This is a genomic window from Pueribacillus theae (assembly GCF_003097615.1).
In the GTDB taxonomy this organism is placed as follows: Bacteria; Bacillota; Bacilli; order Bacillales; family UBA6769; genus Pueribacillus; species Pueribacillus theae.
This window is the reverse complement of the sequence record NZ_QCZG01000036.1, coordinates 12,616-37,228: the sequence shown is the minus strand read 5'-3', so window position 1 is coordinate 37,228 and position 24,613 is coordinate 12,616. Positions and strand designations below refer to the sequence as shown.

Annotated in this window: 22 protein-coding genes; 11 read left to right on the top strand and 11 right to left on the bottom strand. The window is 40.7% G+C overall.

What is annotated here, in order from left to right:
* Nucleotides 1–173 precede the first annotated feature (173 nt).
* From DCC39_RS14770 to DCC39_RS19185, 4 genes are all read right to left on the bottom strand, one after another.
* A complete protein-coding gene (locus DCC39_RS14770) occupies nucleotides 174–356 on the bottom strand; it encodes a hypothetical protein (RefSeq protein WP_116555671.1) in 183 nt (60 codons plus the stop codon).
* A gap of 80 nt (nucleotides 357–436) precedes the next feature.
* Nucleotides 437–652: a DUF5342 family protein gene (locus DCC39_RS14765; protein ID WP_116555670.1), complete on the bottom strand. Its 216-nt coding sequence runs from the start codon at nucleotides 650–652 to the stop codon at nucleotides 437–439.
* Between the two features lie 309 nt (nucleotides 653–961).
* Nucleotides 962–1,417 (bottom strand): site-specific integrase, encoded by a 456-nt coding sequence (locus DCC39_RS19870; RefSeq protein ID WP_407071863.1) that lies wholly within the window; start codon nucleotides 1,415–1,417, stop codon nucleotides 962–964.
* A 39-nt stretch (nucleotides 1,418–1,456) separates the two neighbouring features.
* The gene (locus DCC39_RS19185) at nucleotides 1,457–1,954 is read right to left on the bottom strand and encodes a tyrosine-type recombinase/integrase (RefSeq protein WP_165820899.1); all 498 of its coding nucleotides are present in this window, start codon (nucleotides 1,952–1,954) and stop codon (nucleotides 1,457–1,459) included.
* Between the two features lie 503 nt (nucleotides 1,955–2,457).
* Here DCC39_RS19185 and DCC39_RS14750 point away from each other — a divergent pair.
* Nucleotides 2,458–3,555, top strand: coding sequence for an RNA-guided endonuclease TnpB family protein (locus tag DCC39_RS14750; protein WP_116555669.1), 1,098 nt, complete (start codon nucleotides 2,458–2,460; stop codon nucleotides 3,553–3,555).
* Between the two features lie 201 nt (nucleotides 3,556–3,756).
* On the opposite strand, the gene DCC39_RS14745 is transcribed toward DCC39_RS14750, so the two are convergent.
* The 5 genes from DCC39_RS14745 to DCC39_RS14725 all read right to left on the bottom strand — a co-directional run bounded on the left by DCC39_RS14745 (nucleotide 3,757) and on the right by DCC39_RS14725 (nucleotide 10,850).
* Entirely contained in the window at nucleotides 3,757–5,115 is a 1,359-nt protein-coding gene (locus DCC39_RS14745; protein ID WP_116555668.1) for a YjiH family protein, read from the bottom strand.
* 337 nt (nucleotides 5,116–5,452) lie between these two features.
* Complete coding sequence (locus DCC39_RS14740) at nucleotides 5,453–6,508, bottom strand: YheC/YheD family endospore coat-associated protein (protein ID WP_116555667.1); 1,056 nt, start codon at nucleotides 6,506–6,508, stop codon at nucleotides 5,453–5,455.
* Nucleotides 6,505–7,878 (bottom strand): YheC/YheD family endospore coat-associated protein, encoded by a 1,374-nt coding sequence (locus DCC39_RS14735; protein WP_116555666.1) that lies wholly within the window; start codon nucleotides 7,876–7,878, stop codon nucleotides 6,505–6,507. The genes DCC39_RS14740 and DCC39_RS14735 overlap by 4 nt, the downstream gene beginning before the upstream one ends.
* A 299-nt stretch (nucleotides 7,879–8,177) precedes the next feature.
* The gene (locus DCC39_RS14730; protein ID WP_116555665.1) at nucleotides 8,178–9,230 is read right to left on the bottom strand and encodes a YheC/YheD family endospore coat-associated protein; all 1,053 of its coding nucleotides are present in this window, start codon (nucleotides 9,228–9,230) and stop codon (nucleotides 8,178–8,180) included.
* Nucleotides 9,231–9,500: 270 nt separating this feature from the next.
* A complete protein-coding gene (locus DCC39_RS14725) occupies nucleotides 9,501–10,850 on the bottom strand; it encodes a YheC/YheD family endospore coat-associated protein (protein ID WP_116555664.1) in 1,350 nt (449 codons plus the stop codon).
* Between the two features lie 148 nt (nucleotides 10,851–10,998).
* Between DCC39_RS14725 and DCC39_RS14720 the strand changes: the two genes are divergently transcribed.
* Entirely contained in the window at nucleotides 10,999–12,135 is a 1,137-nt protein-coding gene (locus tag DCC39_RS14720; RefSeq protein WP_116555663.1) for a DUF445 domain-containing protein, read from the top strand.
* 35 nt (nucleotides 12,136–12,170) lie between these two features.
* Here DCC39_RS14720 and DCC39_RS14715 read toward each other — a convergent pair whose 3' ends face one another.
* Both DCC39_RS14715 and DCC39_RS14710 read right to left on the bottom strand, forming a co-directional pair.
* Nucleotides 12,171–12,605, bottom strand: a complete 435-nt coding sequence (locus tag DCC39_RS14715; protein WP_116555662.1) for a universal stress protein — start codon at nucleotides 12,603–12,605, stop codon at nucleotides 12,171–12,173.
* Nucleotides 12,606–12,686: 81 nt separating this feature from the next.
* Nucleotides 12,687–14,423, bottom strand: a complete 1,737-nt coding sequence (locus DCC39_RS14710) for a SulP family inorganic anion transporter (RefSeq protein ID WP_116555661.1) — start codon at nucleotides 14,421–14,423, stop codon at nucleotides 12,687–12,689.
* A 195-nt stretch (nucleotides 14,424–14,618) separates the two neighbouring features.
* Between DCC39_RS14710 and DCC39_RS14705 the strand changes: the two genes are divergently transcribed.
* From DCC39_RS14705 to DCC39_RS14670, 9 genes are all read left to right on the top strand, one after another.
* Nucleotides 14,619–15,470 (top strand): Cof-type HAD-IIB family hydrolase, encoded by an 852-nt coding sequence (locus tag DCC39_RS14705; protein WP_338066566.1) that lies wholly within the window; start codon nucleotides 14,619–14,621, stop codon nucleotides 15,468–15,470.
* 280 nt (nucleotides 15,471–15,750) lie between these two features.
* A complete protein-coding gene (locus DCC39_RS14700; protein ID WP_116555659.1) occupies nucleotides 15,751–16,908 on the top strand; it encodes a thiolase family protein in 1,158 nt (385 codons plus the stop codon).
* Nucleotide 16,909: 1 nt separating this feature from the next.
* Nucleotides 16,910–17,311 (top strand): Zn-ribbon domain-containing OB-fold protein, encoded by a 402-nt coding sequence (locus tag DCC39_RS14695; protein WP_116555658.1) that lies wholly within the window; start codon nucleotides 16,910–16,912, stop codon nucleotides 17,309–17,311.
* Between the two features lie 26 nt (nucleotides 17,312–17,337).
* The gene (locus DCC39_RS14690; protein ID WP_240613662.1) at nucleotides 17,338–18,729 is read left to right on the top strand and encodes a sigma-54 interaction domain-containing protein; all 1,392 of its coding nucleotides are present in this window, start codon (nucleotides 17,338–17,340) and stop codon (nucleotides 18,727–18,729) included.
* A 279-nt stretch (nucleotides 18,730–19,008) separates the two neighbouring features.
* A complete protein-coding gene (locus tag DCC39_RS14685) occupies nucleotides 19,009–20,175 on the top strand; it encodes an acyl-CoA dehydrogenase family protein (RefSeq protein WP_116555657.1) in 1,167 nt (388 codons plus the stop codon).
* A 314-nt stretch (nucleotides 20,176–20,489) separates the two neighbouring features.
* A complete protein-coding gene (locus DCC39_RS19180) occupies nucleotides 20,490–20,636 on the top strand; it encodes a hypothetical protein (protein WP_165820901.1) in 147 nt (48 codons plus the stop codon).
* 25 nt (nucleotides 20,637–20,661) lie between these two features.
* Nucleotides 20,662–21,906, top strand: a complete 1,245-nt coding sequence (locus DCC39_RS14680) for an acyl-CoA dehydrogenase family protein (RefSeq protein WP_116555656.1) — start codon at nucleotides 20,662–20,664, stop codon at nucleotides 21,904–21,906.
* 142 nt (nucleotides 21,907–22,048) lie between these two features.
* Complete coding sequence (locus DCC39_RS14675) at nucleotides 22,049–23,329, top strand: CoA transferase (protein WP_165820900.1); 1,281 nt, start codon at nucleotides 22,049–22,051, stop codon at nucleotides 23,327–23,329.
* Nucleotides 23,330–24,559: a CaiB/BaiF CoA transferase family protein gene (locus DCC39_RS14670; RefSeq protein WP_116555654.1), complete on the top strand. Its 1,230-nt coding sequence runs from the start codon at nucleotides 23,330–23,332 to the stop codon at nucleotides 24,557–24,559.
* The last annotated feature ends 54 nt before the right edge of the window (nucleotides 24,560–24,613 follow it).

Genomic DNA, 24,613 nt, shown 5'->3' with positions numbered 1-24,613 from the left:
GAGATTCAGACGACGAAGCTGGTCGATGGTTTGCCGAATTCCGTTAAAAATGATCAATGCCTTCATCTTGCAATATGTCCAAATTGTAGAATCAAGAAAGTTTTTCCTGTAGAAGAAATTTATACTCTCTAATTTTTAAAAAAACCCGAGCATGTCGCCCGGGTTGTCATAAACTATTCTTGATCATCATTTTTTTTTGGAGGTTCCTCTTTAGGTAATTCAATCGCCGCTCCAATTTGGGGTGAGCCGTATTCACGCACTGTTCCTCCAGCCATCCCTTCATTAATCATACGATCGATGTCAAGGTAAGCTTCACGCCGTCCTTCGTAAAGCAAATCCTTTTCGTGTTCAGACATTGAAAATGCCCCCTTCAAACAAAACATTGGCAAGAACAACGATGTCCTGCCAATGGTAGTATGAGCGGCTTCGGATAAAATTATTTATCATACACATGGAAAAGCATAAGCTCGTGGACTTGAGACTGGAATTTATCCACAAGATCGGTTGGTGGCTGCGGCTCATACCAGTCAATCTTGCCATTTGGATGATAAAACCCGCGGTAATGCTTGCCTTGATAGAAAAAAGAAAACTCATATGCTTTGCGCAACCTTCTTTTTGTTGGAATTTCTTTAAATTGAAAGTGTGAAAACAATTTGTTTCCTCCTTTAAAAAACAAGCAACGAATTTAAAAAACTGGGCATTGCTAAAGTATATCATATTTTACGATCATTAGGCGAGAACGCCCTTCATTTCAATGCTGGGTGTGTGTAATCCTATAGAGTAAATCAGGTGAGTAAAAGAGGAAAGCCTTACCCTGGAGGTCTCACGGACAGCTGAGGAGTCCCCTAAAAAGAAAGCTAGTCGGAAAAGGTTTATCGTGAGAAGTCAGCCGACACCATAAGGAAGAAACAAGTGTGAAACTTTTAGAAGAGATTTTAAGCAATCGAAATATGAATGATGGTTATAAACGAGTGTACAGAAATAAAGGAGCAAGTGGAGTAGACGGAGTAACAGTAAATGAACTGAAGGAACACCTAAGGGAAAATAAAGATGGGTTGCGAACGCAAATCCGGAAAAAAATACTACCAATGGTGGATAGTGGCGTATCCTTTTCAAGAAGCATACGGGCCATGGTATGCCTGAGGGAATGCATTCCTCTTCTTTTTTTCAGGGTAGGTAGGTGTGCTAAATCCATGTACCTTTTGATTAGCTGATGTAAATGATCTCCTTCTGAAAAGGGGCCAAATGGAGCCAAGTGCCTTACAAATACATATGGGCTGTTTATTTTAGGGCGACCGTATTTAAGATAATCAATAACTGCCCAACCAACCTCCGGTGTTAATGGAAGGGATAAAGGCTGCCTTGTTTTTGATTGAGTAAATACAAGCTTCTTTTCTTCCCAATAGAAGTTTTCCATTTTTAAATTTTTAATGTCCGTACACCGTAAATCTAGACATCATGCCATTAAAATAATTGCATAGTCTCTTTTGCCTTTTGGGTTTCCTCTGTCTATGGCAGCGATTAGTTTTTTTAGTTCTTCCTGTGTCCATACGGACGGAATACGGGTCTGCTTCCTTGCCTGAACCATAGGTGTTTTTGAAGCAAAATCGGTCTGTATTTCTCCGGTGTCCAGGAGAAAGCGAAAAAAGGCACGCATGGAACAAATATTTTGTTCTACGGTTTTGTAAGTATAACCAGCCAAGGTTTTAATGTAGTCGTTAATTAAAGTGAGATTAATTTCTTTACAACCCTTAACCTTCTGTGATGAGAGATAATCCATGAAACGAGCAGATTGTTTTACATAATGGTTTATTGTGGCCTTGGAATAATCATTATCTACATAGTATTTCTTAAAGCGGTTACTAATTTCGATAAAGTACGTATCAGTAAGGATTTCCTTATGTTTATAGTATCGCCGTAAAACAGTTCGATGTAGCTGAAAGTCACCGATCACGTAAAATTCAAGAAACACTTCGTAAAATCAGACATTGGCCTTTAAAAGACCAAATTGAAAAGATAAATCAAATTATTAGGTCACTACAATTACTATGGAATGGCGGGTAACCTTTGGACGATAACCAAAATTTACAAAATAACGGAGCGTTATTGGAAAAGAGTGCTAAGTAGTAGAAGTCAATAGAGCTATATAACATAGGAAAGATTCAATAAGATTAAGAAAATCTTCCCTTTAGAGCGTCCAAGACTTTCAATTCCATATTCGAAATTGAAAATGTACGCAATACTGTGAAGCAATTTCTGAAGAGCCCGGTGCGGGAAATCCGCACGCCGGGTGCTGTGGGGGTTTGAGTCGCCAATCGGGCGACCTTTCTACCCGGAGGTCGAAAAGTTACTTGACTTTTCCCTCTAGTCGATTTGCCTTAAAACACTTGCATATCCATTTTCTTTTTCATATAATAAAATGTAGAAACATATGTTCTATTTAGTGGAGGTGAAATCATGGCAACCGTCACCTATTTAGTCAAGTTAAAGAAACCTTCAAAAAGGAAACACAAGGCGTGGCTGCATGAACAAAAAACGTTTGTTCATTGCCTGAACGATTGTGTCACCCGCTTGTTGAATGGGGAGAAACTAACCTCCAAGAATGTTCCCTTCCCTTTAAAGAGCACCATCAAAAATGAAGCGATTCGCCGAGCAAAGAAAGCCGTATCTGACTATAAGGAGGAAGTAGCGAAATCCATCCCCGTTTTTAAAGCAAACACCCCTATCAGCATCAATAACCAAAACTGGGATACACAATTCAAAAAAGGCCGCTGGTATATTGGCTTCACAACGAGTGTTGGAAAAAAGTATCTGCCTGTGCACGAGACGGATTGGGTGAACACCTATTTCCCCTATTTAACAAGACCGAATCGAAACTTTCGCGGTACGATCCAACTCCTTCGCAGGAGGCGAAACTGGTATGTGGCGATCCCCATCGAAATCTCCTGTGACATTGGGCAACTATCACAAAACAAAGAAACACAACGTACAACCATTGGTATTGACCTTGGCTTAAGGCATCTTGCGGTGATAACGGAATTAGAGTCGGGAAAGCGGCAATGGTTCAGTGGAAAAGAAGTCGGTTACATCAGGCGACATTTCAGATCCCTGAGATGTTCTCTAGGTAAAAAGAAAGCACAGCGTGCAATCGAACAAATCGGGAATAAAGAAAGCCGTTGGATAACGGACTACAACCGCAAATTAGCTCATGACATCATCACATTTTGCCTGCAATTTGACCAACCTATGATTCAAATGGAGCAGCTCGAAAACATCCGGAACACGTGTAAAACAACGAAACAAGCAGATCGAACCATTCACTCATGGCCTGTTTATCAATTGAAAATGTTTATCAAACAAAAGGCAGCCAAACACCACATTCCTGTCACCGATATCGATCCATACAAGACAAGCCAAACTTGTTTTCATTGCGGATATGTGGACAAAAGAAACCGTTACAAGAGCAAGTTCCATTGCAAACAATGTGACTATGCTTGTCATGCCGATTTAAATGCGGCGAAAAACATTGCACGAAGCACGAGCCTGGCGGTGTAGTTCAATCGAACGATAGACCAGGTGCCTGCAAGGTATAATCCTATGCAGGAGGGTCGTTGTGGCACGACCTTTAGCTGTCATAATGAAGATAGGTCAGAAATGGAACAACGGGCACGACTATCTCTTCATCCGTGCCTCTGTCGGAGTGAGCAGCTACCGAGCTTCCACAAGGAAGCTCTCCATTTCAATGGAGAGAGGATGTCACAAAAGCAGATTCGCCATGAAAACGATGACCGGAAGAGTAATGATTGTCCGTTCAAAAAAGATAATAACCAAATCTAAAAATTTTACAGGAATTTTGGAACTGAGAAGAAGAGCACCGACTTCCGACATATAAATTAATTGTGTGACGGAAACACACGCAACGATAAATTTTGTAAATTCACTTTCAATGATTTCGTTGCCAATGACTGCAGGCAAAAGCATGTCCGCAAAACCAATAACCATTGTTTGTGCTGCAGCCGCTGCCTCCGGCACTTGAAGTGCGGTTAATATCGGCACGAAAGGAGCGCCGAGATAAGCAAAAAAAGACGTGTGCTCCGCAACAACATTCGCCAATGTAGCAATCGTCATAACGACCGGAATCACGCCGACCCACATATCCAGTACATTTTGGACACCGCTCGTTATGACATGAGCGCTTTTGCTTTGTCTTGCTCGTTGGGCGGCTAAATTAAGCCCCCACTTCCATACGGATATTCCTGAAGGCAGTGTCTCATCCACTTGCTTGCCCACCGATTCATAATACGTATCCGGTTTTCTTGAAAGCGGCGGAATCCGCGGGCAAACAATTGCGCAAACCAGGCCTGCGACAACAATTGTCAAATAATATGGAAAAAATAGGTGTGTCAATTCAACATAGCCTAGCACGACTATACTAAATGTAATCGAAACAAGGGAAAACGTCGTGCCAATAACAGCAGCTTCCCGCTTCGTATAATAGCCTTCTTCATACTGTTTGCTCGTTAACAATACACCAATTGTTCCATCACCAATCCATGAAGCTAAACAATCAATCGCGGATCTTCCTGGAAGAGTGAAGAGAGGGCGCATGATTTTCGTCATTAAAGTACCTACAAATTCAAGTAAGCCAAAATCGAGCAGCAAGGGCAAAAATAACCCTGCAAACAAAAAAATGACGAGTAAGAAAGATGACAAATCATAAAGAGCAATAGCGCCTGTGTTTTCAGACCAAATAAATTTCGGCCCAATTTCAAATAGCGTCATAACCCCGAAGATGGCACCGGTAATTCTTGCGGCCAGCCAAAAATAGCCTACATCTAACAGATTTCTTAAAAAAGCATGTTTACATATGAAATTTGGCTTAAAAACTTTCGCGATAATCGAAAAAATAACAGCAACGACAAAAATCCCAACAGCAATATATGGCAACGCGCTCTCCAATTGATCTGCAAGCCAATTGGCAAGAAAAGCAATCGGAAGCGTTACATCCCCTTTATAAACAACGGGAACGATAAATAAAAAGATCCCCACGAGAGAAGGAATGAGGAACGTCAAATAATCGCTAGTTGCTGGGATGAACTTTTTCCCATTATGCATAAATTTATTCACCTCAAAAAGATCGTTTAATAAGTACCCTAGCAAGGATAACACGGAAACCACATTTCGTCTAGCATACAAATTTATGCATAAATATTAGAAAAACTTGGCTTGTCGCCCTAATAGCGAAAGCCTTAGTTTTTCTTATACTGTCACCCGGCCAAAAAGGAAATTTAAAGACACGTATTAGAAAAACTTGGCTTGTCGCTTCAACAGCGAAAGCCTTAGTTTTTCTTGCACGTTAGGAAAGTATAAATTTGCAACACAGCAGAAAATCGACGCAGCAGCAAATTTTAAGTCCCAAGTATAAGGGCAACTAAGCCTCTGTCTGCGCCTTTTAAGGCTTGCCAATCGGCAAGTTTTCTTTAACTGATCTGTTTTTAAATATTTCCACTAAGGTTTTGATTCTTTTTTCTTCGATTCTCACTTCATCAAAGACCATTGGCTTTGTATTCAATTCGAATATCCAATATTTTCCTTGAGTATCCCGCCCTATATCGATTGAACATTCCCTAAACTCTGTGTAGGATGTTTCGATTGATTTTACCGCTTCCTTTCCGAGCATCATAATCATCTCTGAGTCAACTGGAGGACTTATCTCTGAAAGGGTAAGAATAGAGCCGCCCTTTGGAACGTGGGTCGTGATTCCGCCTTTCTGTGCAGCGCGGACACCGATCCCGGTCAATTCCCACTTATCCAATGGCTTTTGTAAAAGGATACGAAAATCATATTTTTTTTCTTCAAGCTCGTTCAGCAAAATGCCTTGCTGAAGAATATAGTCATACCCTTTTAAAAGTAAATGTGAGAAAAGGGATGACAGTTGAACATCTGTTACGATTCTTTCTTTTTCGTGAAACGTTATTTTGTATTTATTGAGCGCTGTCTGATTCAAAGTAAAAATACCGCTTCCAGTTCTGCCGGAAACGGGTTTGGCATATAGAAATGAATGCTTTTGTAAAAAATTAAGCGCGGTTGAAGTGTCTGTAAGCAAAATGGTTTCAGGCAAGTGGGGCCGGATGGCTTTGTTATTCAAAAGAAGATGATACATTTCCCATTTATGCAGGAAGCGTGTATTGAACCATGGGATGGATCGTGCGCAAAGCTTATTAAAAAATTGCTTCATTTTCTTTGTGTTTTCGCTCTTTCTTGATGGAAGCCTGTTATAAACAAGATCAGGATATGGAAATACGTTCTTTTCCCACGTTTCATCATGTAAGAAAAAGCCTTCAATTGTTTCTTCCTTTATGCCATTAGGAGTAAAAACAAAAGCGGAACCATTTTGATTGGATAACTCTGAAGCAATTGCTCTAAAAAAATGATCATCTCCACTAAACTGCTTTTGAGGATGGAACCCTGATAATATGCCGACGAGTGGCCATTTCGCTTCCATCATGAGAGGATCAGCCCTGGTTTAGTAAGCGCAGTTTCCGCTAAAAATACGCCGTATTCAAAGGGTAGCTTTCTCGTGACAAATTCTTCTTCCTTTAGACGTGGGTGAGTGAATATACTTCTCCCGGGTTTCGAATTTGCTTCGAACATCCAAATTTTTCCGTTCACATCGATACCCATATCGAATCCGATCTCGCCATTATATCCATCTATATTTTCATCGAACGCTTTGCTTAATGTAAGAGCTGCATGTTGTAATTTTTTGATTAAGGGAGGAAATGACTCGTTTTCAGCTGATAATTCGTGCACTGTTTTTACTTTAGCGCCGCTTGCGATATGGGTAGTGACACTGTTCCTGCCGGAAATTTTAGCCGCGATGGCAGAGATGCGCCATTTTCCATCAATATCTTTGTTGGCATGTATGCGGAAATCGAGCGGCCTTTTGTTCATTTTCAGTAATGTTATTCCTTGCTGGGCAACCATTGTTTCGAGCCGATTTTCGTTAAAAAGGGATTCGATGAGTTCATTAAGTTTTTTGTAACGCTGTAAAAAGTTCTTCTCATCTTTACGAAAACGGCAATAATAGTGATTGTCCGCGCTTCGTTTAATAATGTGGTGAACGCCAATCCCTAGGCTCCCATCTGCAGGCTTCACATAAATGTGTTGGTATTTATCCAATAGATGTTCAATTTCTTGAATGGAGGGATTTAAGATTGTTTCAGGTAAATAAGATGAAACGGCATCATTCGTTTGAAGCTTTTCATAAATGCTCCACTTATTAAAAAAGCCGGAATTAAACCATGGAATAAAATAGTCATTTTCCATTCGCTTTTTTACATCTTGCAGGATTGGAAGCTTTTCCGCTCTTCTGTTCGGAATACGGTCATATACAACATGTGGGAAAGGGGAAGAGCGTTTTTCCCAGCCTTTTTTTGTATAGTAAAGGCCGTGAATCATCCCGGATTCCCAGTTGATTTGGTGAGAGCCAAATATAAAATAGTAGCCACCGACACTTTGGGCCGACGTTAAATATTTTGCGAATAAAAATGAACGTGCACCTAATGGGCGGTGGGGCTGGCTCGTAAAGCCTGCAGTGAATATGCCGATAAGCGGGCCGATGTGCAGCATGTTATCTGTATGAATAACATGGACGGAAGTTTCAAACGGAATCGAAAGAGTTTCCCATAAATTCGCTGAAAGCAACCATTTTTCAGAATGTGAATGCGGGATAATTTCGCAAGCAGCCGTGTTTGTTCCAAAGGAAATCTCGTTCGGAATCGTCCCTTTTTTATTCAGTTTTTCGAAATAGGAGAGTGGAACAAAAAAACAGTTTTTGGATGATTCATCTTTTACGAGAGGAAGAGGAGTTCCCAATTTATGATGCTCCTTTCGATAATTAAAAATAAATTTGTCTTTTTTCGCAAATTTAGACCAATCTGGCCTCTAACTTCTTAAGAAAGTATAAATTTGCTCTTTCGCAAATTTAAACTAATCCGGCCTCTGACACCTGACCTCCGAACAAGGACGCGTCAGCGTCTTTGTTCCACGTTAGGAAAGTATAAATTTGCAGCAAAGTAGAAAAGTCGACGCAGCAGCAAATTTTAAGTCCAAAGTATAAGGGCAACTACGCCTCTGTCTTCGCCTTTTAAGGCTCGCCAATCGGCGAGTTTTCTTTATTTGCTTGCGAGAAAAAGGCAAAAGTGAAGTGGGTTTTCATAGACTTTGTAAACAGCTTCACGTTCAGTTTTTACTATAATTTGATGGCCGGGTTTTGAATTTGCTTCAAGAAGCCAGCACTTTCCATTTTGATCAATCCCGATGTCGATGCCAATTTCATATAATCTTCCAAAATGGCGTTCGAGTACATAAGGAAGTTTCTGAATCATTTCTTCCATTTGCTTCTCGATCTTTTTTTGTATGAAGGGCTCCTGCTTTGACTGCCAACTTGCAAAAGGAACGATTTTTCCGCCGTTATGGATATTTGAAACGAGACTGCCGATTCGCCCGGTCCGAATGCCGCGTCCGTATTCTTGCCACATGCCTTTTCTATTTTTTTGAACGAGCACCCTTGCGTCAAATGGTTTATTTTCTTCATTTTTTAATTCGAGAAAGGATTGGGCGATATACTGGTTTTGTTCAAGGATTCGGTGAACCCATTGATTCAACCGATCAATCGAATAGGATGCGGTTTTTGTTGATCCGCCAATGTGGGTTTGCACTTCTACTTTGCTTCCAGTCATTTTAAGAAAAATAATCCCTTTCCCCTGTGCACCTCGATCAGGCTTTAAAACAAGCTGCCGTTCATGTAAAAGCTTTTCAATTGCTTCTTCGCTTGAAGAGAGAAGTGCCGTATCCGGTAAATATTGGGAAAGAAAAGGATCATTTTGCAGTGCGAGATGAACTTGCCATTTATTTGGCAAACCAGTAGACAGGAATGTTGCTTTTTCCTTTAATTGCTTAACGATGCTGTAGTAGCGCTCAATTGATCGGTTATTTGAATAAAAGCACCGGTCATAAATAAATTCGGGAAGGGGAAATACATCAAATTCCCATGTATCATGTCGCTCATCATAATAAGCGCCAGTGACTGTGTTTGTGTGCGGATCCCAATCCTTCGGATGAAAGCGGAAAACCTGGATTCGATACTCAGGGGCGCGTTTCGCCATTTCTTTAAAATAAGTAGATTCCAATTGAGGATGCAGCGTAATTATTCCTAGTGAAACCATTGTTGATTCTCCTTAGGTTGTTTTAAAAAAATGGAGCCTACAGGGTGTCGTGTCTTAATCGGACATCCTCCTTTTTGAAAAGTATAAATTTGCTCTTTCGTAAATTTACACGAATCTGGCTTCTGACCCCTGACTTCCTAAGAAAGATGCGTCAGCGTTTTTTAAAAAAATAAGAAAGTATAAATTTGCTCTTTCGCAAATTTAAACAAATCCGGCCTCTGACACTTGACCTCTGAACAAGGACGCGTCAGCGTTTTTCTTAACATACACTTATATCTTCTCGAAACCGGATAGAAAGGATGCAAAGTTTACAATGGCTTTCGCTGAAGGGCGAATGGATGAATTCATTCGGATGGTTTCTTCTGTTTTTGATGGTTTCGTATTGATTTCAAGCAGCCATGGTTTTCCGTCTGTATCAACGGCAAGATCTACGCCGAACTCCCCGTATGTTCCTACCGATTCTTGTTCAATAATTTCAACACATTGAAGCGCAAGCTCAAGCAATAGCTTTTTTAACCCTTGAACCTGTTTCGGTTCGAAAAAATGGGCAAGGATTTCTTCAGGCCGGTAAAGCGACCCTCCCATTGCGAGGTTAGAGACGAATTTATTTTCAGCTGATACACGGGCAACCGATGATGTAACTTTCCATTGCCCGGTATCATCTTTATTGCATAAAATACGAAAGTCGACTGGACGGTTTTTAAAAGAAAGCGTTTGAATCCCTTGCTGGATAATGTAGTTTTGCTTTTTTATCCTTGGTATCACAATTTTTAAAAGAGCAAGCAGGCTGGAAATTTTTTTAGCTTCATTGGAGAAACCAGAATATTCAACTTTATATTCATTTCCATCGTTTTGAACACGCATGATTCGCCTGCCAAGGCTGCCGTGAATGGGTTTTAAATATAAAGAAACATGCCGTTGGATCATCGCATCCAAATCTGACGCTTTACGATAGAGGATCGATTCAGGCAAATGTGGAGCGATTTCAGCATGATTGCACAACCCGTTATACACTTCCCATTTATTTAAAAAACGTTCATTAAAATAAGGAACGTCCAATTCATTGCATGTTTTAAAAAACAGCTTGGTTTCGTCTGATTTTTCCTGTTTTCGTCCAGGAATGCGATTGTAAATGGCATGCGGGAAAGGCATGCGTGCTTTTTTCCATTGATTCCGGTCCTTTCTAAATCCATGAATTGTATTGTTTTCATAGCTTTTTAGTGAAAAGACGTAAAAGAATATATGATGATTTGAACAATAGCGTGCCATTTCTTCAAAAAACGCTGTGAGCGTTCCAAACGGCGCCTCAAGGTTTGATGTTTCTGCAGCAAGCGCAGCGAATACGGGCCCAATGACAAGAGTATTGCTGGTTTCATCAATTCCTGCCTGAAGCGCCATCGTTTCGGTTGGAAATGAGATCAACTCAGCAATGGTTTCGCTTATTTCAACTCCGTCTTTTCCTTCAGTCATGTTAACCGAAAGAGACTGTTTTCCGAATGAAAGAAAACAAGGAGATTGCGTGCGAATTGTTGAATAGATCGTTTTCGGACACTTTATCGTGAATGGGTGCGGGAAATTGTTATCTGGCAAAACTTCGATGTTTGTTTTTGTCAGAAGCATTGCTTTCCCTCTTTTTCAATTACTTAATAAAAAGGTTTCGTCTTTCTGTGACGAAAAAGTGTGGTTCAATGCTGTTGCACTAGATAGGCATGTGCTGATATCGTATACTATGTGATGGATAATGACGTTGTGATAAGGTAGATGGTGAATGAATATATTTTTGAGTTTTTTCATGTTAATTACTGTTGGCGCAATCATTGGTGGAGCGACAAATTTTCTTGCGATCAAAATGCTCTTTCGTCCGCTCAAGCCTATTTATATTGGAAAGTGGCGCCTGCCATTTACGCCAGGCCTTATTCCAAAACGCCGCGACGATATGGCGGTTCAGCTTGGTAAAGTGGTTGTTGAGCATTTGTTAACTGCCGAAGGAATTGTTAAGAAGTTGAAAGATCACCAATTCCGAAATGACATTCTGAAGCTTGCGAAAACAGAAGTTGCACAATTTCTTGAACGGGAAGATTCTTTGCTTCGTTTGGCTGGTAGGCTAGGGATCTCACAAGCGGATGAAAGGATCGAGCAGTTCATTCAACATAAACTGGAAGAAAAATATTGGCTTACCATTCAAAAGATTAAAAGCAAATCAATTCATGAGATGATGCCAGATGAGCTGGAAGCCTATATTGAACTGAAAATGCCATCTTTGGCAGAAACGATATGTTCGAAGGCCGTTGCTTATTTTGAAAGCGACGAAGGAAAGAGAAAAGTCGGGGAATTAATCAGTCATTTTCTCGCGGATAAAGGGAAACTAGGCAATGTGATTACAATGTTTTTAGGCAATGAAAGTTTATTAAATAAGGTTCAGCCTGAAATCATCAAATTTTTCAAGCAGCCTGCAGCAAAACAACTGTTTCAACGAATCATGGAGAAGGAATGGGCAAGCCTTAAGGAAAAGCAGCTTAGCGATTTTGATGAGCGTGTGAATTATGAGAAATTTCTTGAATGGTTAAAAGAACAAATGCTTCATCAGTTTGCAATTGGCGAATTATTTAATACATCTGTAAATGAACTTGCCGGCAATTATAAAGATCGTGTCATCGAATCGCTTGTTCCGAATGCGCTTCAACAAATTGGCAATTATGCCGTTTCTAAAATAGATGCGATCATGCAAAAACTTCCTTTGGCAGCAGTTGTTAAGGAGCAAGTCGAATCATTTCCTGTCGAAAGGCTTGAAACGATTGTCCTTGCGATTTCAAGCAAGGAATTTAAAATGATTACGTATCTTGGGGCATTGCTCGGTGGGATAATTGGAGCGGTGCAAGGGGTTTTAATACTTTTTCTTAATTGAAAACAAAAAATAAGAAGCAGCCTTAGAGGCGCTTCTTATTTGATGACAAACACAGGACAGTTTGCGCGTTGAACGACATAATGGCTGACGCTGCCAAGGAATACCTCTTTAAATCCGCTCAAACCTCTGTTGCCGATTATGATTAGGTCGCTGTCATGATTGTTAGCAAATTCTATGAGCATTTTTGGGGTATTGCCTTCAAGAATATAAGTTGAAATTTTGTTTGGAAGATTCTTTGCTTTAAGCTCTTTTTCAACATCTTCCATCATTTTTTCCGCTTCTCTGCGATATCCAGCCAAAAGGTTTTCGTTGTATATACCGAAACTTTCATACCCTCTTGGCATTTCAAAAACAGTTACGACATCCAGCTCGATGTTTGAAGATTCCTTCAACAGTTCAGTCGCTGTATTCAATGCTTTTTTGCTTAAATTTGAACCATCGTAAGCCACTAATATTCTTGAATATAACATCCTTTGCGCCTCCCTTTATAATAAATGCTCCTATATAACATCATACCCTTTTTTCTGGGATTATCATAATAAATAAAAGATTTATTGTGACAATACGTAGGCTTTTTCTTGTTCTTCAAGCAGGTTGAACGCTCCGCATTGTTCAAATCCTTTTTGGCGGCATGTTTTACACAAATGGTTGTTTAATAGAGAATTTGCATAGTTTACAGCATCCTCAATTTTTTCAAACACATGATTAGCGCCAATCTGATAGTAGAGGCCGCTATTTTTTAAAATTTGAAGAGGTTGCGCGCCTATTCCAGAAATTAAAATGATTCCGCCCCTTTTTTGAAAATTCTTGACAAGAGTTGATAAATTTCCTTCGCCTGATGCATCGATAAGCTGGACATTGTTCATTCGAAGGAGCAGTATTTTTGGACGTTTATTGATTGCTTGAGATAATGTTTGTTCGAATTTAGCGGCGGTGCCAAAAAATAAAGGGCCCTCAATCGTATAAATATCGAATTCGGGACAATTGCGATCTGTTATAGTAAATTCTTTCGAAGCTTCTTCACTCTGCCTTATTGGGAGCAATTTCTCAATATCAAGCATTCCGCTCATTCGCCGGATAAACGATACCATCGCAAGCAATAATCCAACTTCAACGGCAACTGTTAAATTTACGAATACTGTAAGCAGAAACGTAACGATCAATACAATGGAATCACCCTTTTTCAATTTCAAAATATGGGCGAAAGACTTACTTTCACTCATGTTCCATGCGACAATCATTAAAATTGGCGCCATGCTTGCAAGCGGGATAAATGAAGCATAAGGAGCAAAAAGCAGCAGTGTGATAAGGACGAAGACGCCTTGAAAAATACCGGATAGTGGTGTCTTGGCACCACTCTTTATATTCGTAGCTGTCCTGGCAATTGCTCCAGTCGCTGGAATTCCTCCGAATAGCGGTGTGACTATATTAGCGACACCTTGCCCGATCAACTCCCTGTTTGAATGATGGCGTTTGCCAGTCATTCCATCGGCGACGACAGCAGAAAGAAGTGATTCAATACCACCAAGGAAGGCGATGACAAAAGCAGGGCGCCAAAGGTTGATTATTTTTTCAAGTGTGATTTCAGGAAAATGGAAGGTGGGAAGTGCACTTGGTATGCCTCCATACGCCGCTCCGATTGTTTCAATTTTATCGGGATAAAATACCATCGCAATAATGGTTGGAATTAGTAAAGCGACGAGCAAAATCGGAACACGAGGAGCAATCCTGGGGATCATGATAATCATCGCAAGCCCGATTAAGGCTGTCAGCGCGCTATACCAGTTAAGTGTATGAAATTGGTGAATGATTTCAAGCATGTTCTCATGAAATAATTCTTTTTTCTCAATACCTTCTAAACCGAAAAAATTCCCGATTTGCCCTGTGAATATAATGACAGCAATGCCAGCAGTGAATCCAATTGTAACAGAGCGAGGGATAAATTTAATGAGGCTCCCCAATTTAAAAAATCCCATAAACAATAGGATAATTCCCGCCAAAAATCCTGCGATTAGCAAGTTTTCGTAGCCATATTGCAACACAATAGCAAGTAAAATTGGGATAAAAGCCCCCGTAGGCCCTGCTATTTGAAAGCGGGAACCACCAAGCAAGGCGACAAGTATGCCTGCGATAATGGTTGTATAAATGCCATATTCCGGTTTTACTCCTGAAGCGATGGCAAAAGCCATTCCGAGTGGAATTGCAACGATTCCAACGGTTATTCCTGCGATCAAATCTTTTCTGACATCTTGAAGCGTAAGCCCGCGAAAGCGGTCATCATGAAGCAAATATTGTCATCTCCTCATTTAAAATGACTGTTATATAACAGTGTGAAACCAAAAAAATCTAGTATAACGTATTGTCAATCTAATACAAGTTTACCAGCACGATTAAAAAAATCAAGGTGAAGCCCCGGATCGCTTCTTAGATCAGTTCTATTGGACAATCCTTTTTTCATAAGGATGTTAAGAAAGGAGGTTTGTATGATGGTGTATAAATTGATTGCGCTTGACGTTGATGGAACCATTTTACGGTCAAATCACCGGATCGATAAAGGGGTAAAAGAGGCCATTCAATATGTTAAACAGAAAGGTGTTTACGTCACACTTGCAACGAGAAGGCATTTCACATCGGCCAAAAAAATAGCGAAAGCACTGAAACTCGATTCGATTTTAATTACTCACAATGGGGCTTTTTTAGCGAATGATATGGATGCCCCTTGGCTGGAAAAACGAATTTCTCCGTCCGAGTCCGCAGCCATTATTCATCTATTGGAACAAACGGAATGCCACGTCCGCATTAAGCATGAACGTTTTTCAGTCGCAAATCGCGTAAGGCAAAATCAAGGAATCATCGCAAAAATGACGATAGGAGACCCGTTGTTTTATCCTGTTAACTTTACAGATGAATTAGGCTCGCATCTGGAAGAGTCGCCTGTTTCTCCACCGCAAATTGAAGTATTTTTCTCTAACAAAAAAGAAGGAGATTTAATGAAAGAGAAACTGTTGTCCCGTTTTGAAACGATTGACGTGAATATGTATGAAGAAAATCGAATGGAAATCGTACCGAAAGGAGTATCAAAAGGGAACGCGTTAAGGAAACTTGGTGAAAGGCTCGGGTTCTCGAATGAAGAGATGGTTGCGGTAGGTGATTCACATGCCGACATTTCTATGATTAGGGATGCTGGCCTTGGGGTAGCGATGGGAAACGCTCCAAAATCTGTTCAGGCCTATGCGGATTGGATAACGAGAAGCAATGACATGAACGGCGTTTATTATGTAGTAAAAGAAGTATTTAGAAAACAGCTTAGAACACAAATCCGTACGACTCTCTGAAGAAACTCTCTTCAGAGAGGTTTTTTATTGAAAACCTCTCTGGTACTTTTATCACGGTGCAACCGTCCGTAAGACCCCTACTTCAAGGCTTAAGGGAAACGAAGAAGTCTAAGTGGGGGATGAAGAAAACCCCCACTGATTAAAGTCTCGCTTTATAAAGCGAGTGAACAGCCTTCCAGGTAATGGAGATTTCGGAAAATGAATTAAATTTACTCATCAATGATGTTACTATAATATAAAGAAAATTGTTTTGGATAAGAATTTAGTCTGGAGGTAAATTGTGAGTTTAAAAGGAAAAGCAGCGATTGTAGGATATGGGGAGACCGTTTTTCAGAAAAAAAGCAACAAAAATCTTTTTCAATTGGCAAGTGAAGCGGCAAAGAAAGCTGTAGAACATGCAAGTCTTTCTTTTTCGGATATTGACGGCATTATTACGTTAAGCCCTCTTTCATTAAATGCTAGGCTGAATCTTCCACTGGCAGAATTTTTAGGGATGAGGCCGACTTACAGTGATGAAGTCTCTGTTTTAGGGGCGTCAGGAGGCTATGCCTTAAAAAAAGCCGCCGAAGCCATTACGGCGAAGACGGCTCGGAACATTCTTGTGGTGGGAGCAGATTTAAACACGCTTTATCATAAAGCAAATGATTTAAGGCCGTTTCAAGAAGATTATGACACGCTTTACGGTTCATCGCCGAATAATGCCTATGCGCTGGCGGCTAATTTACATAGCCATCTTTATGGCACGACAATTGAGCAAAGGGCAAAAATCGCGATTGATCAAAGGTACAATGCGAGCTTCAATGAGAATTCATTGTACGGAAAAAAAGGACTTTTAACAGTTGATGATATCGTGAATTCCCCTGTTGTTAGTTCTCCTTTGCATTTATTTGAAATTGTATCTCCTTGTGATGGAGCCATCGCATTTGTCGTAAGCCCTGCAGAAGATGCGAAACAAATCTGTTCAACCCCCGTTATAATCGACGGCGCCGGCTTCAGCAATGGGCATTATACGTTATCGCAATCCGAACTGTTTACAAATGGACTCGTCACTCCGATAAAAAAGGCTTCAGAAACTGCGTTCCAAATGGCAGGAATAACGACGGAACATATTGATGTGTTAGGACTTTACGATTGTTATACGATCGCAGTTATTTTAAGTTTGGAAGATATGGGATTTTGTAGAAAGGGTGAAGGTGGAAGATTTGTTGAAGAACATGACTTGACATTCAAAGGCGATCTTCCTGTGAACACGAGCGGCGGTCAGCTTTCTGTCGGACAGCCGGGGGATGCCGGAGGAATGGTCAATGTTGTGGAAGTCGTGAGGCAGCTAATGGAACAAGCGGGCGAGCGGCAGATTAAAGATTGTGAAATTGGCGTAGCGAATACAAATGGCGGCTATTTCTCAACAGAATGTACGCTCGTCTTAAGGAGGGGTTAATATGAGCCAAACCTACGTAAAAGAGCCAAGACAAGAAGCGTTCGAATATTGGGAAGGCTTAAAAAATAAAAAGCTAAAATTGCAGCGATGTGAGTCATGCGGTAAATATATTTACTACCCTCGGGAATTTTGCCCGTACGATCAAGGGAATTTGATTTATGAGGAAGTCAGTGGAAAAGGAAAAATCCTTTCTTACACAATCGTAGAGAAAGCGACGCATCCTTATTTTATTTCAAAAACTCCGTATGTTTTAGCGATCATTCAACTCGCAGAAGGACCGACGATGTTATCTCAGGTTGTCGATGCAATGCCGGAAGAAGTAACATTCGATATGCAAGTTGAAGTAACGTTTGAGCATCATATTTATAAAGATGTGAACTTGCCTGTATTTAGACCTGTTTAGAATTCACTTCGATGAGGGTGAGAAGCGTGAGTTTAACGAACGACAAAATGGATCATTCTTTAAACCAGTATGTTCGCTGGCTCCAAGGCATTATTGAAGCAATCAATGACGGTATCCTTGTCATTGACTCCGAAGGAATCGTTCGCTTGATCAATGATGAATATACAAAAATTACCGGTGTGAAAAAGGAAGACATTATTGGTAAGCCCCTTTCAGAAGTACGCGAAGGGGCAATTTCTCCGACAGTACTAATTGACAAAAAAAGAAGATCTGCCATCTATCGAAAAGTAGGTGAGCAAGAATATGTCGTTGATATGGCGCCGATCTATTATGATCATCAAATTTTAGGCGTTGTGAACGTACTTAAAAGTGTAAATGAAGTGAAAGCTCTGACGAAAGAATTGGAAAAAAGCAAGATAAAGCTTGCACAGCTTGAAAAAACCGTCGGCCATCTCCATCAGGCAAAATACACATTTCATGACATCATCGGGGAAGATAAAGAAATTAAGAATGTGATTGAATTGGCGAAAAGGACCGCTTCGTCCAATTTGAACGTATTAATTCAAGGGGAGAGCGGGACGGGGAAAGAATTATTCGCTCACGCGATTCACAATGAAAGCCCTCGATCGGGTTATGCTTTTGTCCCGATTAACTGCGCGGCGATCCCGTCTTCATTGCTTGAAAGTGAATTGTTCGGATATGAAGAAGGTTCTTTTACCAATTCAAAAAAAGGGGGGAAAATTGGCCTTTTTGAACTTGCCGATCACGGAACGTTGTTTTTGGACGAAATTGGTGATCTGTCCCTTGAACTTCAAGCGAAACTGCTACGGGTTTTACAAGAAGGGCGCATTCGAAAAATAGGTGGATTAAAAGAGCAAGAAGTGAATGTTCGAATTGTTGCAGCCACGAATAAAGATTTGCTTCAAATGGTAGCGAAGGGACGGTTTCGAGAAGATCTTTTTTACCGTTTAAATGGGGTACAGCTAATGATTCCGCCACTTCGGTCAAGAAAAGGAGATCTATTTACATTAATCGATAAAATCGTGAAGCATAAAGAGCTGCCATTCCATCTAACGTTTACAGCAGATGCGAAAAAGCAATTGTTCGAGTACCATTGGCCCGGAAACGTTCGCGAACTGTTGAACGCCATACATTATGCAGCGACAATGACAGATTCTGAAACCATTGATATCGTACATCTGCCTGCTTTCTTACAATCAAATAGAATGGCAGATGACAGAGAAGATACGAATCTTTCATTAAAAGATATACTGGAAAGAAAAGAACGGGAAGTCATTATTAAAACGTTGAAAATTTATGGCACTAGCCTTAAAGGAAAAGAGCTTGCAGCACAAAAACTGGGGATTTCATTAGCGACTCTATACAATAAAATCAATCAATTAAAGATTAAATTCTAAAATAATGGAACATGTTCCAATGGTTTAGAAACTTCACGAACAGTGTACAACAAACCCATTCAGATTTTATAAGGAATAAATTCGATTTTTTTAGCATCTTATAAGCATGAGTTTGTATTCTCAAATTCTAGTTTTTTAGAATAAAGAGTTGGTAAACGGTGCCCCATTTGCAATAATTTAGAGATTCTGCTCTTCATTTTTACCTACAAGAAATCTTGGCATGATTTTTGCATCGTACGGATAGATGACCAACAATTTTAACAAAAAGGATGAGATGTCATGAATTTCGAATGGACTGAAGATCAAATTTCAATAAGAAAAGAAGTAAGCAGGCTTGCTGCTAAATTTGATGATAATTATTGGGCGGAATGCGATCGTGAACATAAATTCCCGTGGGAGTTTTATAACGCTTTTGCGGAAGCCGGTTGGGTTGGCATTGCCATTCCTGAAGAATACGGAGGGTCAGGGTTAGGAATCACAGAAGCCTCCATTGCCTTGCATGCGGTTGCTGAATCGGGTGCGGGGATGAACGGCGGGACCGCTTTGCATCTATCAATGTTCGGGTTAAACCCAGTTGTTAAACATGGATCGGAAGAAATGAAGCAGAAATATTTGCCGCAAGCGGCAAAAGGAGAGCTGCACGTATCATTTGGTGTGACAGAACCGGATGCGGGAACGGATACACCACGAATTTCTACTTTTGCGCGAAAAGATGGGAACCGCTATATTGTGAACGGCCAAAAGGTTTGGAATTCAAAAGCGAAAGAGTCAAGCAAAGTGCTATTGCTTACGAGAACGACGCCTTTAGAAGAATGTAAAAGAAGAACAGATGGAATGACACTATTTTTAGCCGATCTCGATGAACGATATGTCACGATTAAAGAGATTGAGAAACTGGGAAGACATGCCGTGGACTCAAATGAACTATTCATTGAAGATTTGCCGGTGGATGCGAGCGATATTGTTGGTGAAGAAGGAAAAGGATTTTACCACCTCCTGGATGGGCTAAATCCAGAGCGAATTTTACTTGCGGCCGAATTTTGCGGGTTAGGGAGAGTCGCTTTAAATAAGGCTGTTCAATACGCGAATGAGAGAGTAGTATTTGGCCGTCCTATCGGGAAGAACCAAGCGATTCAACATCCACTTGCAGCGAGCTATGCCATGTTGGATGCAGCTGATCTCATGTGGCAGCGGGCAGCCATCAACTATGATAAAGGGTTGCCGTCAGGACCTGATGCCAATACGGCAAAATACGTGGCAGCGGAAGTCGTTTTCGAAGCTTGCGACAACGCATTGCAAACATTTGGCGGCTTCGGCTACGCGAAAGAATTTCATGTGGAGCGGTATTGGCGCGAAGCCCGCTTGTTGAAAATTGCCCCGGTATCCCAGCAAATGGTGCTTAACTATATTGGTGAGCATGTCTTAGGCTTGCCTAAATCCTATTAAAATATATTGATAAACTCGCTCTTTTTTAAACATAAGGCAAACACAGTTTTCAATCGATTGATACTTTTCCTATTTTATATTAAGTGGTAATCTTATAGTGTGGATTGTTTTATTAAAATAGTATGGAAAGGGTGGGGAGATGAGAGAAAGCCGTAATCTGATTACGTGTGGCGGCTGTGGAGTGGGGGCACCGTTACAGTATTTGAGTGAACGCCATAGACTCCTGGTCCGATAGAAAATACGGGTGGACAAGATCACCTGTTTGTTTCAAAAGAAGCCTATGATCGTTCCAATTCATCGTATGGGCCGATTGGATGAAATTGCTGATCCGGCAAGTTTTATGCTGTTTTCACGAGTTGAATACATCAGTGGTCGGACAATGGATTAACCGCAAAACATATAATGAACGGCTGGAAAAAGTCGAAAAAAATAATCGGCAAGAGAAAAAAGAAATAAATTAATTGTTTTTTGGAAGGAGAACGCGAGATGATTGACTTTAAAATGCCTGAAGAAGTAAAAGAAATTCTTTCTAGCTTAGATCGATTTATTGAAGTGGAAATTGCGCCTTTAGAAAAAAAATTCGCAAAAGAATTGGAAAATGAACGATATTTATATGACGAAAGAGGCTATTACACGCAAGAAATTCAGGACGCATTGAAACAAGTGCGTAAAAAATCTGCCGAAGCAGGATTTTTTACAATGTTTGGCATGCCTGAATTAGGTGGTATGGGTGACCAGTTTGGCCCTGTTGCGGTAGCTTTAATTCATGAAGCGTTAATGAAAAAGTACGGCCACAATTTATTTATTGATGAAATTTTCCCTCCAGGATTGTTTACAGGTGGATTAACCCCTGTATTGCTTGGTTTGACACCGGAACTCAGAGAAGAAATTTTGCCTAAAGTAAGAGACGGTGAATCGCTTCTATGCTTTGGTTTGAGTGAGCCGGATGCTGGATCTGACGTATGGGCTATGAAAACCCGCGCGGTGAGAGATGGAGACGAGTGGGTAATCAACGGTGCAAAACAATGGATTACAAACTCTCCTTATGCGGACTATGCGATTATTTTCGCTGTAACGGATCCGGAACTTGTGGCTCAGCGTAAAGGCGGCATTTCTGCATTTCTCGTACCATTCGATGGTGAAACATGCACAAACTCATCGGTTATCCCTTATTTAGGAAGCATTGGAAGCCGTATTGGAATCATTTCATTGGATAATGCCCGTGTCTCAGATAAATATGTTATCGGTGAAATTAATAATGGCTTCGGCGCCGCTCTTCATGGGGTAGACATTGGCCGTGTTGTTATGGCTGCAAACTGTGTAGGCGCAGCACAATGGGCGCTTGACATTGCGCTAGATTATGTGAAACAGCGTAAAACATTTGGTGTAACGATTGAAAACCATCAAATGATTCAAGCGCATCTTGCCGAATGTGCAATGGATATTTATGCCGCTCGTAACATGGTGTTGCACTGTGCTTGGAAAATGGAAAACCAAAAAGCGCTTCCGTTGAAAGAAATTTCAATGATCAAAGCTTTTACAACAGAAATGGCATTCCGCGTTCTAGACCGTTGCATGCAAGTAATGGGTGGAATTGGCCTAACAAATGAAGCAAAACTTGAAAAGGTTTGGCGTTGGGCTCGTTCTATGCGTGTTCCTGATGGAACGGCTGAAATTCAGCGCCGTACAATTGCAAGACGATTGCTAAAAGGCGACAAAGATTTTGATTAATAGAAATTGCTGCTATACCCAATTCCTTTGTTGGGTATAGCACTTTTATTACATTAGATGAATAACGAAAAGTGTTTTTGTACTCTTTGTTATTTTCGAAATAGTTAAACGCAGAATACATATGGCTACAAGGGGGAAACCAATGGGTTTTTTAAGTCCGTATTTAATTTTGGATATGACAAACGAGAAAGGATTGCTGGCGGGAAAAATCCTTGCCGATTTAGGGGCGAAAGTCATTCAACTAGAACCGATACAAGGTTCGAGCGCAAGAAATATAGGACCATTTGTTAATGATGGAGCCGAAAGAGGAAAATCTTTATTTTGGGAAGCCTATGCCTGTAATAAGCGAGGGATAACGTGTAATATTGATACTAAGAAAGGCTTGGATTTGTTTAAAAAACTTTGTGAAAAAGCAGATTTTCTCATTGAATCTGAAGAGCCGGGAAGCATGGCAAGGCGAGGGCTTTCTTTTGAGGATTTACATCAAATAAATCCTCATCTTATCCACGTATCGATCACACCATTTGGCAGCGATGGACCAAAAGCCAACTACGCCGATAGCGATCTTATTCTATGGGCTGCGGGCGGTGCGCTGTATCCCAACTTGCAAGACGATCGTCCGCCTGTGAGAGTGACATTGCCACAATCGTATATGCATGCGGCTGCCGATGCCGCAGTTGGCGCTTTAATTGCACACTTTTCAAGATTGAAAAGCGGTTTAGGCCAGCATGTCGATATCTCGGCCCAGCGCTCTGTTGCACAAAATACACTGTCTAGAATATTGTCTGCGTCAGTAGGAGACTTTGAATACGAAAAGAACAGTATTTATTCTTTATCTGCTGCAAGCAATAAAAAAATCTTTGATAAAGACGGCGGCGGAAGTAAAACGGCTCAAACGAAGTGGAAGGTAAAGGACGGATATGTTGAGATGAATCTCTCGATGGGGCCTTCCTCGGGAAGACTAACGAACAACTTAATGAAATGGCTTGCTGAAGAGGAGGCTCTGGAAGAAAAATATACAAATCTCGATTGGAGAAAAGTGCCAGAGCTTATAAGAAATAAGGAGCTTGGATGGGATGAGGTTGATTACATTTATGAGAAAATAGCGTCATTTTTAAAACATTTCTCAAAAAATGAATTGATGGAAATCGCCGTTACAAAAAAAGTGCCGATGGCCCCTGTTCAAAGTTTTAAAGACTTGGCTGAAAATAAGCACTTAAATGCAAGAGGGTTTTGGATTGACTGTCAGTCTGAAGATCGCCAGTTAAGAATGCCGGGGAGATTTGCCCGCACTTCAGTTGATGGATTTGAATTCAATCGGTTGGCACCCAAACTCGGAGAGCATAATTTCGAAGTTTACGGTGAAATCATTGGATTAAAAAGTGATGAAGTTGAAGAATTAATGAACCAGGGGGTGATTTAAATGCCTGCAGAAAGACCTTTTCAAGATATAAAGGTAGTCGATTTATCTTGGGTAGTGGCTGGACCTACAATAGGCAGAGTGTTGGCCGATTATGGCGCAACGGTCATTCGGGTTGAAACGAAAAACAAGCCAGATACTGCACGGTTGACGGGCCCTTTTCATGACAGTACGCCAGGTGTCGAAAATTCGCTTTTATATGGGAATGTAAACGCTGGCAAGCTTGGTGTTACGCTGGATATGTCAAATCCCTTTGCAAAGGAAGTCTTGTTGGATTTAGTAAAGTGGGCAGATGTGCTAATTGAATCATTCTCTCCTGGAGTCATGACAAAATGGGGAATGGATTATGAAAATTTAGTGGAAATGAATCCGAACCTTATTATGCTAAGCACAAGTTTAATGGGAGAATCAGGTCCGCATTCCAAGTTTGCGGGATTTGGAAATATCGGGTCAGCATTGTCTGGGTATATGAATATTGCCGGTTGGCCGGATAAGCCACCTAAAGGTCCGTTTGGCCCTTATACTGACTTTATTGGACCGAGATTTTCATTAATTGCATTATTATCAGCATTGGACTTTCAAAGAAGAACAAACCAAGGATGCCATATTGACGTTTCCCAAATGGAATCTAGTATTCAATTTATTGCGCAAGGCGTACTCGATTACTTTGTGAACGGCAGGGTAGTTGAGCGAATCGGAAATCACGATTTCCAAATGGCGCCTCATGGTGTATATGAATGCTTGCCAGAAGAGAATGGCGAAAAGGCATTTATAGCGATTGCGATTCGAAATGATGAGGAGTGGAAAAGGCTCGCTTCCATCATGGAAGGTGATTCTCTGGCAGATGACGAGAGGTTCTTAAAAGCTGAGGATCGCATGAATGTTCAAGATTTACTAGACAACAAACTTAAAAACTGGGTAAAAGACAAAAGGGCGAAAGAGTTGGAAACGGTATTGCAACATAATGGAATCGCCGCACATAAAGTTGATATGAGTGCGGATTCAATCGAAGATCCGCAATTCAATTATCAAAACCATTTTCTTCATATTGATCACCCGATACACGACGAGACAATTGTTGAAGGCTCAAGATATTCACTTTCAAACGAACCGGCAATTGTCAGCCGTCCAGCCCCTTTATTCGGCCAAGATAATCATTATGTTTTGAGCAGCTTTTTAAACTACAGCGCTGAGAAAATTGAAGAGCTGCAGAAATCAGGGGCATTGGAATAATAGAGTTGTGGATTATTAGCTGTACATACAAGACATTGTTTAATAGAGCTTCTG